Source organism: Amycolatopsis sp. cmx-11-12 (assembly GCF_046269425.1).
GTDB lineage: Bacteria > Actinomycetota > Actinomycetes > Mycobacteriales > Pseudonocardiaceae > Amycolatopsis.
Map to the genome: position 1 here is coordinate 14,567 of NZ_JADNQM010000032.1, position 13,427 is coordinate 27,993.

Sequence of the window (13,427 nt, forward strand, 5' to 3'; positions counted from 1 at the left end):
AGGCCTCAGTATTGGATCTTGGCCACCACCGGGTAGTGGTCGGAGGGAATCGTGCCACCGTCGTAATGCACGAGTTGTACCGGGCCGACAGCGGCGTGTGGGCGGCCGCCCGCACGCACGGCTCCGACGTAGTCGAGCGAGTCACGGTAGGTCGCCGGAACGGACTTCGCGGCGTTCGGGTTCGTCGCCGCGTCGAAGGTGTACGCGCCTTCGCCCGTCGTGCGGAGGACGCCGCCGAGAGCGGCTTCTCCCTGCTGGACCTGGGTCCGGCCTTGAGCGTCCTTGCGCGCCTGTCCCGCCCAGTACTCGATGTTCAGGTCCCCGGCGATGACGACCGGCTCGCCCGCGGGCGCGTATTTCGTGACCAGGTCCCGGATCTCGCCGAGCTGCGCCATCCGGATCTCGTGCGCCTTCGGCAGGGTCTCCGGCTCTTCGTCGGCCTGCATGTGGGTGCCCGCGATCCAGAGCGGTTTCCCGTTGACGACCAGCCGGGCGAGCGCGGCGCCCTTGTTGGACAGGTAATCGGCCGTGCCCGAGTAGGAATTGCGGAAGACCAGCTGATGCTGTTCGGTCACCGGCGCCTTGCTCAGCACGGTGACCCCGCCGTTGACCACGATGGGGGAATTCGAGCAGTTCCCGTTCACCGAGTTCCAGCCCGCGGAGGTCTTGCAGTACTGGCCGACGAGCGGCGTCTGATACGGCCAGACGTCCTTCAGCCGGTTCCGCATTTCCTCCGCCTGGGCGCTGAACGCCTCGTCCAGGACGACGACGTCGGCGTCGTTCGCGCGGATGACGTTCTCCGCCGCGCGAGCCCTCGCCTGCTTGTCCGAGGTGTTCGGGCTGGCGATCCACGGCAGTTGCCAGATGTTGAACGCCATGACCTTCACCGAAACCGCGGCTTGGGCGGGGACGGCGGTTCCGGCGAACATGGCGGCGGCGATGGCGAGTACGGCGAGCTTCCGCACGAAAGACCCTTCCGGTGTCAGGAGACGACGAATGTCCGCGAAGTCCCGCTGAACCCGGAGATCGCCCCGTTCCAGCCGTTCTTCCAGTTGCCGAAGTGGACCACGCGGTATTTGCCGATCGGGGCGTTCGGGGGGATCTTCCAGTGGACGACGGCTTTCGATTCGGCGACGAAAGTCCGTGCCCAGTGGTATTCCGTGTCCCAGTCACCGTCGTCGGCGTGCCGGACCCACTTGCCGTCCACCAGCCGCTGGATCTCCAGGAACGTGCCGCCGCGCCGGAGGTCGTTCTTCGGATGCCCGGTGACGAACTCGACGGCGACCTGCTCGCCACGGCCGTAGGTGCTCTTGGCGTCGACCAGGACGTCACCGAAGGCCTTGAACGCGGGCGCGCTGTCGAAGACGACGCCGGGCTGGAAGTTGATCAGCTTGCCGCGCAGGTCCCGTGGCGTCGGCCCGTGCGGCACGGCCTTCCCTGCTTTCATCGCGGCGGCGAGCTTGGCGAATTCCTGCTGGTACGCCGGAAGTGTGTACCGGCCGTAGAGGGTGGACGCGCCTTCGTACTGCTGCGAGTCGTACTCCTCGGGCGTGGTGACGTACTGGCTGTAGGCGTTGGAGTAGCCCTGGACGAGCACGTTCTCCAGTGGGACGCCCAGTTCCGCGGCGACGGTCCGGCGCAGCCGCAGTCCGGAGACGATGGTCAGTTCGGCGGGCACGGCCACGAGGTGCAGCTGTCCGATCCGGACGATCTGCAGAGGCAGGACCTCCGGCGTCCACGGGTACGGCTTCATGGCGCCGAACGGGACGGCGATCACCTTCGGCGCGTGCGCGTCGGCGAGCGCCTGCGGGATCGGCGCGTCGATGCCGCCGAGCCAGTCGATGAACGGGTTCTTCACGCCTTCCGGCAGCGGCAGGCCCGGGCCGTCCTCGCGGCTGCCCGCCAGCATCGACACCCCGATCGCGGCCGTGCAGGTGCGCTGCGGCCGCCCGTTCGGCGTGTACTTCGCGTCGACCGCCACATCGGACATGTCCACGTAACACATCCGGTGGTCGACGCCGCCCGTCACGGCTTCGGCGGCCGCGTCGAAGGCGCTCTTCGCCGCGCGGAACTGGAGGTCGCCGATGGTGCGCGTGTTCTCGAACTCCGTCTCCGGTGTCCCCGGTGAGAGGTTGAGGTTCGGGCTCATGTCGCCGGTGTTGGTCTGGGGGAAAGCAGCGACGAACCGCGGGTTCCCGTCGAGGTAGCGCACGCCGGCGTGGTCGTGCTCCCACTCGTAGGCGGCGTACCCCTTGTTGTCGCCGCTGATCAGGTGGTTGCCGTTGCTCATCGACGTTCCGTGCGTGGCGAACCAGCTGATCGCGCCGACGTCGACGCCGTTCTGGCTGAACCGCAGCACGGTGACGACCGGGTCGATCGCCTGCGGGAAGTGGTCCTTGTCCGCCTGCGGGTTCAGGTCGAACGCCTTGCGAGAGCGGTTGACGCTCGCCTTGGTCAGTTCGGCACGGCCGAGCCGGATCGACCCGGGCGCGAGGTTCGCGTGCGCCCGGCTGATGGCCTCGAAGATCCCGTCGACGTGCGCGTCGTACACCTGCTGCTGGAAGCCGAGGATCGCCAGATCGTAGGCGGCGTAATGGGAATCGCCGCCGCACGCGGAATGGGTGTGCGTGGCGTTGAGGAGCACGTTCTGCTCGGTGTAGAGGTCGCCGTACGCGGCCTTGAGCTTGCGCATCACGCCCTGATGGACGGACTGGAACAGCGCGCCGAGGTCGGCCGTCACGAACGCGATCCGCTTGGCGCCGTCGTCGACCACGAAGGCTCGCGCCCGGGTGCGGAGGTGGATGCCCGCGGTCTGCTGCTGCGGCATCGAGTAGCCCATCATGCCGTTCTCGGCCGCCGGACCGGTGACGTCGGAGATGCCTACACCGACACGGAAACCTTGCTGCTGGGACGTTTGTGCCTGCGCGCCCTGAGCGCTCGGCGCGCCGAGCACGCCCGCCGCGACCGGCAACGCCGCCGCACCCGCAAGAACCCGCCTCCGGCTCACCGCCATGAGTAGCACCTCCCGGCCGCGAACATGAACGGACTTCATGTTCGTTGCGGGGACGCTACGTGATGAGGCTCACCGTCGCAACCCGCGAGAGCGAGGCTGGGTGCACCCAATGTGGCGTTGGGTGCACCCAACGCACCCAACGCCACATTGGGTGCACCGGAGCCTGGCTCCCCACGCAAGTAGGCGACTACTTGCGTGGGGAGCCACCTACGAAAGGGTCGCCGCGACCTTCGCGAGCGTCGCCGCGTCACCCCGCAGGAGCAACGTGGTCACCACGGTCTTCTCCCACGCGGCGAGTTCGTCACGGATCTTCTCCGCGGGTCCGATCAGCGAAGTGTCTTCGACCAGCGACGTCGGAATGGCCGCGGTCGCCTCGTCCTTGCGGCCGGCCAGGTACAGCTCCTGGACCTTGTCCGCGACGTCCTCGTACCCCATCCGGGCGAAGACGTCGTGGTGGAAGTTGACCGATTTCGCGCCCATGCCGCCGATGTAGAGCGCCAGCGACGGTTTGATCCAGCTCGCGGCCTCCTCGACGTCGTCGTGGACCAGCACCGGGACGGACGCGGCGACCTCGAAATCGTCGAAGCTGCGCCTGGCGCCGGGGCGCGAGAAGCCTTCTTGCAGCGCGGTCCGGTAGAAGGCGTCGCTCTTGGGCGAGAAGAACAGCGGGAGCCAGCCGTCGCAGATCTCCGCCGACAGCGCCACGTTCTTCGGTCCCTCAGCGGCGAGGAAGATCGGGATCTCCTTGCGGAACGGGTGCACTGTGGACTTGAGCGCCTTCCCGAGCCCGGTCCCGCCCTTCAGCGGCAACTGGAAGTGCTGACCGTCGTGGGTCACCGGCGCCTCGCGCGCGACGACCTGCCGCACGATGTCGACGTACTCGCGCGTGCGGGCCAGCGGCTTCGGATACGGCTGCCCGTACCAGCCCTCGACCACCTGCGGTCCGGACGCGCCGAGACCGAGCACGAACCGGCCGCCGGACAGGTGATCCAGGGTCAGCGCGTGCATGGCCGTGGCGGTCGGGGTGCGCGCCGACATCTGGACGATGTTGGTGCCGAGCTTGATCCGGCTGGTCGACGCGCCCCACCAGGCGAGCGGGGTGAACGCGTCCGAGCCGTAGCCCTCGGCGGTCCACACGGAATCGAAGCCGAGCTCTTCGGCCTTCAAGACCGCGTCCAGCGCGCCCTCTGGCGGACCGGAGGACCAGTAACCGAGGTGGTAACCAAGCTTCATCGAGGCTCCTAGTCAGACGTTCGGTGAGTAGTGCTCGGGTTTGCCCCGTTCCGAAAGCGGCGGAAGGTTCCTCGCGGGAGTCTCGACCAACGGGACGTCCGGGGCCAGTTCGCCACGCTCCCGGCGCCAGCCCGCACGGGCGCGAGGGTGGTAGCGACGGTCTCGCGGGACCAGCTTGAACGCCGCGTTGATCAGCTTCCCCGCACGCCGGTGCCGTCGCTCGTCACGGTCGGTCCAGGTGTACCCGAGCCGCTCCCGGATCGGCGGGTCGTACAGGCCGACGGTCAGCCAAACGAAGTTCCGCGCGACCTGCCCGCGGACGAGGTTCCAGGCGAATTCCGGCAGCCAGGGCAGGAAATGCGGCTTCGCGAGGTCTTTGATGCCGAGGACGTCGCGCGTGGCCTTGTTGTCCTCCAGGACGTCCTCACACATGCGCTTCCAGTACAGCTGGAAGTCCTCCCACGACTCCGGCACCGGGCGCATGCTCATGCCGTACATCTCGTACCACTGGACGTGCTCGTCGAACAGCTTCCGCTTCTCGGCCTCGCCGATGCCGCCGCAGAAGTTGTCGGCGATGAGGATCGCGCTCATGAAGAACGTCGAGTGCGCCCAGTAGAAGGTGTCCGGGTTGAGCGCGTGGTAGCGGCGCCCGTGCTTGTCGACGCCTTTGATCCGATCGTGGTAACCGCGCACTTCCAGCGCGGTCTGCTGGGCGCGCGGCCCGTCGTAGATCACTCCCCCGATCGGGTACAACGAGCGGAACAGCCGCTGCCAGCGCTCCTCGAAGAACCGCGAATGTTCCTCGACACCCGCACCCAGCTCGGGGTGCATGTTCTGCATGGATCCGGCCCAGAGCGCGATGAGAAGTCCACGCCAGTCGCCGAAGTACTTCCAGGTCAGCGAATCCGGTCCCAGCGGTCGCGGCTGTGTCATCCCCGGTCTCCTCAATGAGCTGGTTAAATTGACCACAACTGTTGTCAGGTTAAGGTTGACAACGGACGTAGTCAACAAGAGGAGCCGATCATGGCCGGCCGGAGCTGGGCAGGCACGACCCTGGACGACCGCAAGGCCGCGCGGCGGGAACAGCTCGTCGACGCGGGTCTCGACCTGCTCGGCACCCAGGGCAGCGCCGGGGTGAGCGTCCGCGCGGTATGCCGCCACGCCAAGCTGACGGAGCGGTACTTCTACGAGAGCTTCACCGACCGCGAGGAACTGGTCGTCGCGGTCTACGAGCACATCGCCGAACAAGCGCGGCAAGCCCTGGTCGACGCGGTCAGCGACACACCAGACCCCGCCGAACGGGCGAAGGCCGCCGTCCGCGCCTTCGTCGAATTGATGCTCGACGACCCGCGCAAGGGTCGCGTGCTCCTGCTCGCGCCGATCACCGATCCCGCGCTGACCACACGCGGGATCGCACTCCTCCCCTCGTTCGCCGAACTGGTCAGCGGGCAGTTGTCCCACGGAGACGCGGCCGAACGGCAGATGATCTCGATCGGCCTGGTCGGCGCGTTGGGGAACGTGTTCATCGCCTACCTCGACGGCTCGCTCAAGGTGAGCCGCGAACGCCTGATCGATCATTGCGTTCGCCTCGTGCTCGGCGCCGACCGCGAACCCGACGGCGGAGCCGAGATGCCTCCACGAAAGCGGCCCAACGCGTGAACCCGCCCCGGCCGAAGGCCCCGCTATCGCGGTGGCAGGGCGCCTTCCCCGCCCGACGTGACCCGACCTGCCCGGCCGGCGCCCTGCCGACGTCGATCGCGGTCGCGGGTTCACCTTCAGACACTCAGCCTTGACCCCGTTCAGCGACCAGTTGCAGGGCGATGTCGATGATCATGTCCTCCTGCCCGCCCACGTATTTCGCGGCGCCGACGCGGTACAGAATTTCGTGCGCAGGGACGTCGTAGCGTTCGGCCGCGCGCTCCGCGTGCAGGAGGAAACTCGAGTACACCCCGGCGAAACCCTGCACGATCGACGACCGGTCCATCACCGGAAGCCGCGTGATGTAGGGCTTCACGACGTTCTCGGCCGCGTCCATCAGCACGTCCTTGTCGACGCCGGTACGGATCCCGAGCCGTTCGAACGTCGCCGCGAGGACCTCGGTCGGCGAGTTGCCCGCGCCGGCGCCGAGCGCCACCAGCGAACCGTCGATCTGCCGGGCGCCCGCGCGATAGGCGAGCACCGAGTTCGCGACGCCGAAGCTCAGGTTCTGGTGCCCGTGGTAGCCGACCTGCGCCTGGTCCCCGAACTCCGCCACCAGCGCGGCGACCCGTTCACCCGCGTCCTCCAGGATCAAGGCCCCGGCGGAGTCGACGACGTACACGCACTGACACCCGGCGTCGACCATGATCCGGCCCTGTTTCGCCAAGTCCTCGGGCGTGGACATATGGGACAGCATCAGGAAACCGACCGTCTCCAGCCCGAGGTCCCTCGCCGCGCCGAAGTGCTGGACGGAAACGTCGGCCTCGGTGCAATGGGTCGCGATCCGGACGGCGCCCGCGCCGAGATCGGCCGCCACCCGCAGGTCGCCGACCGTGCCGAGCCCCGGCAGGAGCAGCACCGCGATCTTCGCGTGGCGTGCCTCGTTGACCGCCGCGGCGATCAGTTTCCGTTCGTCGACAAGGGAAAAGCCGTAGTTGAACGTCGAGCCGCCGAGCCCGTCGCCGTGGCTGACCTCGATCAGCGAGACCCCGGCATCGTCCAGGGCCCGGACCGTGTCACGCACGTTCTTCTCGGTGAACTGGTGCGCCATCGCGTGACTGCCGTCGCGCAGGCTCGTGTCGACCAGCCGGACCTCACGGTCGATCTCGTCCCACTTCACGCCGCCACCTCCTGAGTCGCCAGTAGATCGCCGACACGGGCGGCCGCTGCCGTCATGATGTCGAGGTTCCCGGCGTATTTCGGCAGGAAGTCCCCGTTCCCGGCGACTTCCAGGAATACCGCGACCCGCGCCTGCCCGCTCCAGCCCGGCCGGGGCGGGTCGTATTGCGGATCCGCCTTGAGCGTGTAACCCGGCACGTAGGCCTGGACGGTCTCGACCATCCGGTGGATGGATTCGGTGACCGCGTCGAAGTCCGCCTCCGGGTCGATCGCGCAGAACACCGTGTCGCGCATGATCATCGGCGGCTCGACGGGGTTGATGATGATGATCGCCTTGCCGCGGCTCGCTCCCCCGACGAGTTCGATCCCGCGTGCCGTCGTCGCGGTGAACTCATCGATGTTCGCCCGGGTCCCGGGCCCCGCCGAACGTGACGAGACGGAGGCGACGATCTCGGCGTAGGGCACCGGCGTCACCCGGGACACCGCGTGCACGATCGGGATCGTGGCCTGGCCACCGCAGGTGATGAGGTTGACGTTCGGCACGTCCAGCCGCTCGGGCAGGCCCACCGCGGGGCAGGTGAACGGGCCGACCGCGGCCGGGGTCAGGTCGATCGCGCGGATCCCGGCGGCGGCGTAGCGCGGCGCGTTCGCCAAATGCGCCTTCGCCGATGTCGCCTCGAACACCAGGTCCGGCAGTTCGTCACGGGACAGGAGCCAGTCGACACCACCCGCGGACGTCTCCAGTCCCAGCTCGGCGGCCTTGGCCAGCCCATCCGAGTCCGGGTCCACGCCGACCATGTACCGCACCTCGACGTGTTCGCTGCGCCTCAGCTTCGCGAGCAGGTCGGTGCCGATGTTGCCGGGACCGACGATCGCGGCCACCGCTTTCCGTTGCGCCATGTCAGGTGACGCTCCCCGAGCGGATAGGGCACACTCAACCCATGCGTGCCGCTGGGCGGAACGACGACCCGGAACGAACCGGAGCGGACGGCCTCGTCGCCGCCCGGGTCACCGCGCTGCTCTCGGCGTTCCGGCCCGGCGACGACGCGCTCGGCGTTTCCGAACTGGCGCGGCGGACCGGACTGGCGAAGTCGACCGTTCACCGGCTCACCGGTCACCTGGTCGCGACCGGACTGCTCGAACGCGAAGGCGTGGCGCTGCGGCTCGGGCTGAAGCTGTTCGAGATCGGCCAACTGGCGGTACGGCGCCGTGGATTGGTCGAGGCGGCGCGTCCGTACCTCGCCGATCTCCGCGAGGCGACCCGCAACACCGTGCACCTCGCGGTGCTGGAAGGCACCGAAGTCGTCTATCTCGACATCCTGCGCGGCCCCGACGCGCCGTCGCTGCCGTCCCGGATCGGCGGCCGTTTTCCCGCGCACGCCACCGGTGTCGGAAAAGCGATCCTCGCGTTTTCCCCGGAATCCGTGGTGACACAGGTGATCGACGCCGGGTTGCCCCGGGTCAGTGTCCGGACGATCACCGTCGCCGGATTGCTGCGCCGTCAGCTCGCGAAGGTCCGCAGCGACGGGATCGCGCTCGAACGGGAGGAGTCCGGCGTCGGCGTCGTCTGCGCCGCGAGCCCGCTGCTCGACGCGAAAGGCGTTGCGGTGGCGGCGTTGTCGATCTCCGGCTGGGCGAATCGCATGCACACCAACCGCGTCGCGCCCGCGGTACGGACGGCCGCTTTGGCGTTGTCCCGCATGTTGTGAGATCTACGCGACGAGCCCTCGCCGGACCAGTTCGGGCCGGACACCTTCCCCGAACCAGTACGCCTCCTCCAGATGCGGGTATCCGGAGAGGACGAATTCCTCGATGCCGTGCGCGTGGTACTCCTCGATGAGATCGGCGACCTCGCGGTGACTGCCGACGAGCGCCGTACCCGCCCCGCCGCGCACCAGTCCGATGCCCGCCCACAGGTTGGGATGGATCTCCAGACCGCGGACGCCGCCGTCGGTCTTGCCGCCGTGCAGTGCCGCCATCCGCTGCTGGCCGACGGATTCGCTGCCGGACAACTGCTTCTGCGTGTGCGCGATCCGATCGGGGTCGATCGCCTCCAGCAGCTTGCCCGCCTCGGCCCACGCTTCGGCGGCCGTGTCGCGCGACAGGGTGTGCAGCCGGATGCCGAACCGGGGTTTCCGGCCCTGCTCCTCGGCGAGTTCCCGTACCTTGGCGATCTTTTCGGCGACCTGCGCGGGCGGCTCGCCCCAGGTCAGATAGACGTCGGCGTGCCGTGCGGCGATCGGAAACGCGGCCGCGGAAGAACCGCCGAAGTAGATCGACGGCACCGGATCCGGCACCGCCCGCGTGGTCGCGCCCTCGACCTTGAGATGCTCGCCGTCGAAGTCGAACGGCTTGCCGCTCCACACTCCGCGCACGATCTCGAGGAACTCGCCGGTGCGGGCGTAGCGCTGGTCGTGGTCGTGCCAGTCGCCGAACCGGCGTTGCTCGACCGCGTCGCCGCCGGTGACGACGTTGAGCAGCACGCGTCCCTGCGAAATCCGCTGGAAGGTGCCCGCCATCTGCGCGGCGAGTGTCGGCGAGACGGTGCCCGGCCGGAAGGCGACCAGGAACTTGAGGGTTCTCGTCTCGCGGATCAGCGCGGCCGTCGTCAGCCAGGCGTCCTCGCACCAGGTCCCGGTCGGGGTCAGGACCCCTTCGAAACCGTTGGCCTCGGCGGCACGGGCGACCTGGGCGAGGTAGTCGAGGCTCGGCTCGCGGGCGGCGGTCGCGCCGGCGGCGCGACTGGCGTGGAAGTGCTCCACGATCGTCCGGCCGTCCCCGGTGGTGGGCAGGAACCAATGCAGCTTGAGCGTCACGCTTCCGAGCTTCGGCGTCCGGGACGACCCGGGTCAATCAGTGCGCCTCGCGTCCCGCGATCTGGACGCCTCCTCACCCGCTCAGCCGCCGAACATCAGCCGCCATTCGCCCAGGGACTTCGGCTGGAACACGAAGTTCGTGTCCTTTACGTGCGAAAGGTTCGCCGACGGCTCGGCCGAGTACTGGTGTCCCGGGTAGACGACCGGATCCCCGTCCAGCCCGGCCAGCCACTGGAGGCTCCGGTAGATCGCTTCCGCGTCACCGCCGGGGAAATCGGTGCGGCCACAGCCTTCGAGGAACAGCGTGTCCCCCGAGACGAGTCGTCCGTCGACGAGAAAACACTGGCTGCCCGGGGTGTGCCCCGGCGTGTGCAGGAGGCGGATCGGGACCGCGCCGACCTCGAGGACGTCGTCGTGGTCGTGCGAGCGCAGGTCGGTCTCCGAGACCCCGGTGATCCGGCGGACCCACTCGGCTTCCGCGCCGTTGACGTGGATCGGGACCTGGACGCGTTCCAGCAGCTGTGCGATCCCCGGTAGCGAGAAGCCCATCATCTCGCCGCCGACGTGATCGGGGTGGTGATGCGTGGCGAGGACGCCGGTCAGCCGCATGCCGTCGGCTTCCAGCAGGTCGAGCAGATCACCGACTGCGTACGCCGGGTCGACGATGACGGCCTCGTTCGTCTCCCGGTCGCCGATCAGATAGGCGAAGTTGACCATCTGCGTCGCGACCGGATCCCCCACCGCGAAGTCACGGCCCGCGAGCAACTGCCGGAAGTACAGCCTGTCAGCCATGGCGCACACCTTACGGTGCGCTACTCCCCCACGGTGCCGTCGGCCAGCTCTCGCAGCACGTCCAGGTGCCCGGTGTGCCGCGCGGTCTCCTGGAGCACGTGCGCCAGCACCCAGCGGACGGTGAAGTTCCCCGACCGGCGTGCCCGCTCGCCCGGTGACACCCCGGCCAGCGACGACTCCGAAAGCGTCCACTCCGCGCGGTACGCCTCGACGACCGAGCGCGGGTCGTCGTCCTCGGTCAGATCCCAGCTGGGATCCGGTGAGCCTTCCCACAGCGACGGCAGATCGGCGCCGCCCGCCTCGATCGAGAGCCACCAGCGCTCGACCGCGGTCAGATGCTTGAGCACCCCCAGCGCACTCATCCGCGGGGACGACGGCAGCGGTGTCGCGGCCGCCTGTTCCCTGGTCAGCCCGGCGACCTTGTTCACCGCGGTGGCACGGAGGAAGCGCAGGAAGTCCCACTGGATCCCGGCTTCGTCCTCGGCGATCCCGTCCGGCCAGGTCCGGTCCACCGGCTCGGCACCACTCGAACTCGTGTTCGACATGTGGCCACCTTACACATCGGCGAACTCGCGTGATCAGACGGCGAACTCGCGTGCTTGGGCGCGGATCTCGTGAGATCGGCGCTCAAGCACGCGAGATCGCCGTGTGGACACGGCAGGACACTAGATGAGTCAAGGACTCGACATGCCCGGGTGGCCGCGGCCGTCTCGGTCGCGGACGCCCCTTCGGCGCGAACCAAGGTCGTGAAGGCCTCCTTGCCTACCTTGAGGGTAAGCAAGGAGGCCTTCACGACCTTGACAGTCACAGCGCCCCACTGAGCTTCACGTGATTTTCACGGAATCAACCGTCTAGGCTGACGCGTCATGTGGTGGGGATTGGCCTGTGCGTTCTTCGCGGCCTGCGCGTACGGCGTCGCTTCGGTGATGCAAGCGATCGCCGCGAAGGCGACCTCGGGTACCGAAGACCGGGTCGACCCCAAACTTCTCGTGCGGGTGCTGCGGCAGTGGAAGTTCGTCGCGGGCCTCGCACTGGACGTCGTCGGGTTCGTCGCCCAGCTCGTCGCCCTGCGGGTGCTGCCGCTGTTCGTGGTCCAGGCGGCGCTGGCGGGAAGCCTCGCCGTGACAGCGGTCGCCGCGCGGACGCTCGGTGTCCGATTGGGACGTCGCGAATGGACGGCGGTCGCGGTCGTCTGCGCCGGGCTCGCGCTGCTCGGGATGTCGGCGGAGAGCGAAGGCTCGTCGACGACCGGGCTGGGTTTCCGGCTCGTGCTGATCGGCGCGGTGGTCGTGCTCGGTACGGCCGGGATGCTCGCCGGCCGCGCACCACGGCGGATCCGGACACCGGCGCTGGGCCTGATCGCCGGACTGTGCTTCGGCGTGGTCGCCCTGTCCGGCCGCGTGCTCACCAGCCTCGCCCCACTGGACCTGCTGACCGACCCGGCCACCTACACACTGGCCGTGGCGGGCGCGCTGGCGATGTTGTTCTACGCCACCGCGCTGCAACGCGGCAGTGTCACCACTTCGACCGCGATGATGGTGATCGGCGAGACCGTCTTCCCTTCCCTGATCGGTGTTCTCGTGCTGGGCGACACCACGCGCCCCGGGTTCGCGGCGGTGGCGGTGGTCGGGTTCGCGCTCGCGGTTTCGGCGGCGCTGGCGCTGGCCCGCTTCGGCGAGCCCGCCCCGATCGAACCGGTCAGCGCGCCGCTCGGTTGACCCCGCGCCGGGACACCAGCAGCCAGGCCAGATACAGCCCGCCGATGGCGCCGGTCACGAGCCCGACGGGCAGACCGGCGAGCACCTGCTGGGTGATCAGATCGCTCGTCACCAGCAGGAGCATGCCCATCAGCGCCGCCGCGGCGAGCCCGGGTCCCGAAGACCGCGTGAGCCGCTTCGCCAGCTGAGGCGCGGCGAGTGCCAGGAACGCGATCGGACCGGCGGCCGCCGTCGCGATCGAACACAGCCCGACGCTCACGCCGAGGAGCACCATCCGGCTCCGCTGGACCGGCACGCCGAGCCCCTTGGCCGAGTCATCGCCCATCTCCAGCAGGGAAAGCCTTCTGCCGTAGACCAAGGCGGGCGGCAGCAGTACGGCGACCGCGATCGCGACCGGGACGACGTGTTCCCAGCCGCGTCCGTTCAGCCCGCCGACCAGCCAGGCCTGCGCGGCGAGGCCGTCCTGCCAGGAGGCACGGGTGATCAGGTACGAGTTGAACGCGAGGAGCATCGCGTTCACCCCGATCCCGACGAGGATCAGGCGGAAGGCGTGCACGCCGCCTTTGAACGCGAGCAGCGTGATGAGCACCGCGGTCACGATGCCGCCGATCAGCGCGCCGAGCGAGACCGCGAGCATTCCGCCGTGGATCACCACGATCATCAGCAAGGCACCCGCCGACGCGCCTTGGGTGAACCCGATGAAATCGGGGCTGCCCAAGGGATTCCCGGAGAGGCTCTGCAGGATCGCGCCACTGACCGCGAGCGCGCCGCCGACCAGCAGCGCGGTCAGCAGCCGCGGCAGGCGCAGCGTCGTCACGATGAACTCGGTGCTCCGGTCGCCGAAGCCGAACAACGTCTGGATGACCTCGCCGACCGACAGCGGATAGTCGCCGGTGGTCATGCTCACCGCGCCGACGAAGAACACGGCGACGGCCAGCAGCACGACGACGATCGTCGCCCTCGGCGTGACGCGCAGGGACACGCCCCCGCCAGGGGTGCGCAGGACGCGGGTGGTCATCGGGGGTCGCTCCTTCATCG

At 68.8% G+C, this 13,427-nt stretch carries 13 protein-coding genes; 3 read left to right on the forward strand and 10 right to left on the reverse strand.

Translation table 11 applies throughout. The features are described from left to right. Positions 1–5: 5 nt before the first annotated feature. The 4 genes from ACLARN_RS33260 to ACLARN_RS33275 form a co-directional block, all read right to left on the reverse strand. Complete coding sequence (locus ACLARN_RS33260; RefSeq protein WP_409495431.1) at positions 6–965, reverse strand: sphingomyelin phosphodiesterase; 960 nt, start codon at positions 963–965, stop codon at positions 6–8. Between the two features lie 17 nt (positions 966–982). Beyond that, complete coding sequence (locus ACLARN_RS33265; RefSeq protein ID WP_409495432.1) at positions 983–3,013, reverse strand: neutral/alkaline ceramidase; 2,031 nt, start codon at positions 3,011–3,013, stop codon at positions 983–985. 207 nt (positions 3,014–3,220) lie between these two features. Beyond that, positions 3,221–4,246 (reverse strand): LLM class F420-dependent oxidoreductase, encoded by a 1,026-nt coding sequence (locus tag ACLARN_RS33270; RefSeq protein ID WP_409495433.1) that lies wholly within the window; start codon positions 4,244–4,246, stop codon positions 3,221–3,223. Positions 4,247–4,258: 12 nt separating this feature from the next. After that, positions 4,259–5,179 carry an oxygenase MpaB family protein gene (locus tag ACLARN_RS33275; RefSeq protein ID WP_409495434.1) on the reverse strand — a complete coding sequence of 307 codons (921 nt, stop codon included), beginning with the start codon at positions 5,177–5,179 and terminating at the stop codon, positions 4,259–4,261. A 90-nt stretch (positions 5,180–5,269) separates the two neighbouring features. On the opposite strand from ACLARN_RS33275, the gene ACLARN_RS33280 reads away from it, so the two are divergent. Next, complete coding sequence (locus ACLARN_RS33280) at positions 5,270–5,905, forward strand: TetR/AcrR family transcriptional regulator (RefSeq protein WP_409495435.1); 636 nt, start codon at positions 5,270–5,272, stop codon at positions 5,903–5,905. A 124-nt stretch (positions 5,906–6,029) separates the two neighbouring features. Here the strand turns inward: ACLARN_RS33280 and dmpG are convergent, their stop codons facing one another. Next, on the reverse strand, positions 6,030–7,064 hold the full coding sequence (dmpG, locus tag ACLARN_RS33285) for a 4-hydroxy-2-oxovalerate aldolase (RefSeq protein WP_409495436.1): 1,035 nt from the start codon (positions 7,062–7,064) through the stop codon (positions 6,030–6,032). Continuing rightward, entirely contained in the window at positions 7,061–7,963 is a 903-nt protein-coding gene (locus ACLARN_RS33290; protein ID WP_409495437.1) for an acetaldehyde dehydrogenase (acetylating), read from the reverse strand. The genes dmpG and ACLARN_RS33290 overlap by 4 nt, the downstream gene beginning before the upstream one ends. A gap of 41 nt (positions 7,964–8,004) precedes the next feature. Here ACLARN_RS33290 and ACLARN_RS33295 point away from each other — a divergent pair, with 41 nt between their 5' ends. Beyond that, positions 8,005–8,772, forward strand: a complete 768-nt coding sequence (locus tag ACLARN_RS33295; protein ID WP_409495438.1) for an IclR family transcriptional regulator — start codon at positions 8,005–8,007, stop codon at positions 8,770–8,772. A gap of 3 nt (positions 8,773–8,775) precedes the next feature. On the opposite strand, the gene ACLARN_RS33300 is transcribed toward ACLARN_RS33295, so the two are convergent. The 3 genes from ACLARN_RS33300 to ACLARN_RS33310 all read right to left on the reverse strand — a co-directional run bounded on the left by ACLARN_RS33300 (position 8,776) and on the right by ACLARN_RS33310 (position 11,216). After that, entirely contained in the window at positions 8,776–9,879 is a 1,104-nt protein-coding gene (locus ACLARN_RS33300; protein WP_409495439.1) for an LLM class flavin-dependent oxidoreductase, read from the reverse strand. A gap of 81 nt (positions 9,880–9,960) precedes the next feature. Next, positions 9,961–10,671 carry an MBL fold metallo-hydrolase gene (locus tag ACLARN_RS33305; RefSeq protein WP_409495440.1) on the reverse strand — a complete coding sequence of 237 codons (711 nt, stop codon included), beginning with the start codon at positions 10,669–10,671 and terminating at the stop codon, positions 9,961–9,963. 20 nt (positions 10,672–10,691) lie between these two features. Further along, positions 10,692–11,216: a DinB family protein gene (locus tag ACLARN_RS33310; protein ID WP_409495441.1), complete on the reverse strand. Its 525-nt coding sequence runs from the start codon at positions 11,214–11,216 to the stop codon at positions 10,692–10,694. Positions 11,217–11,537: 321 nt separating this feature from the next. Here ACLARN_RS33310 and ACLARN_RS33315 point away from each other — a divergent pair, with 321 nt between their 5' ends. Continuing rightward, positions 11,538–12,389, forward strand: a complete 852-nt coding sequence (locus ACLARN_RS33315; protein WP_409495442.1) for a DMT family transporter — start codon at positions 11,538–11,540, stop codon at positions 12,387–12,389. On the opposite strand, the gene ACLARN_RS33320 is transcribed toward ACLARN_RS33315, so the two are convergent. Then, entirely contained in the window at positions 12,370–13,407 is a 1,038-nt protein-coding gene (locus tag ACLARN_RS33320) for a FecCD family ABC transporter permease (protein ID WP_409495443.1), read from the reverse strand. The two genes, ACLARN_RS33315 and ACLARN_RS33320, sit on opposite strands and share 20 nt — an antisense overlap. Positions 13,408–13,427 lie beyond the last annotated feature (20 nt).

What these genes read in the sequence shown, in the direction of transcription:
- ACLARN_RS33270 (WP_409495433.1), bottom strand. Translation starts at nt 4,246, where the DNA reads ATGAAGCTTGGTTACCACCTCGGTTACTGGTCCTCCGGTCCGCCAGAG.
- ACLARN_RS33265 (WP_409495432.1), bottom strand. Translation starts at nt 3,013, where the DNA reads ATGGCGGTGAGCCGGAGGCGGGTTCTTGCGGGTGCGGCGGCGTTGCCG.
- ACLARN_RS33310 (WP_409495441.1), bottom strand. Translation starts at nt 11,216, where the DNA reads ATGTCGAACACGAGTTCGAGTGGTGCCGAGCCGGTGGACCGGACCTGG.
- ACLARN_RS33290 (WP_409495437.1), bottom strand. Translation starts at nt 7,963, where the DNA reads ATGGCGCAACGGAAAGCGGTGGCCGCGATCGTCGGTCCCGGCAACATC.
- ACLARN_RS33295 (WP_409495438.1), top strand. Translation starts at nt 8,005, where the DNA reads ATGCGTGCCGCTGGGCGGAACGACGACCCGGAACGAACCGGAGCGGAC.
- ACLARN_RS33320 (WP_409495443.1), bottom strand. Translation starts at nt 13,407, where the DNA reads ATGACCACCCGCGTCCTGCGCACCCCTGGCGGGGGCGTGTCCCTGCGC.
- ACLARN_RS33315 (WP_409495442.1), top strand. Translation starts at nt 11,538, where the DNA reads ATGTGGTGGGGATTGGCCTGTGCGTTCTTCGCGGCCTGCGCGTACGGC.
- ACLARN_RS33305 (WP_409495440.1), bottom strand. Translation starts at nt 10,671, where the DNA reads ATGGCTGACAGGCTGTACTTCCGGCAGTTGCTCGCGGGCCGTGACTTC.
- ACLARN_RS33280 (WP_409495435.1), top strand. Translation starts at nt 5,270, where the DNA reads ATGGCCGGCCGGAGCTGGGCAGGCACGACCCTGGACGACCGCAAGGCC.
- ACLARN_RS33275 (WP_409495434.1), bottom strand. Translation starts at nt 5,179, where the DNA reads ATGACACAGCCGCGACCGCTGGGACCGGATTCGCTGACCTGGAAGTAC.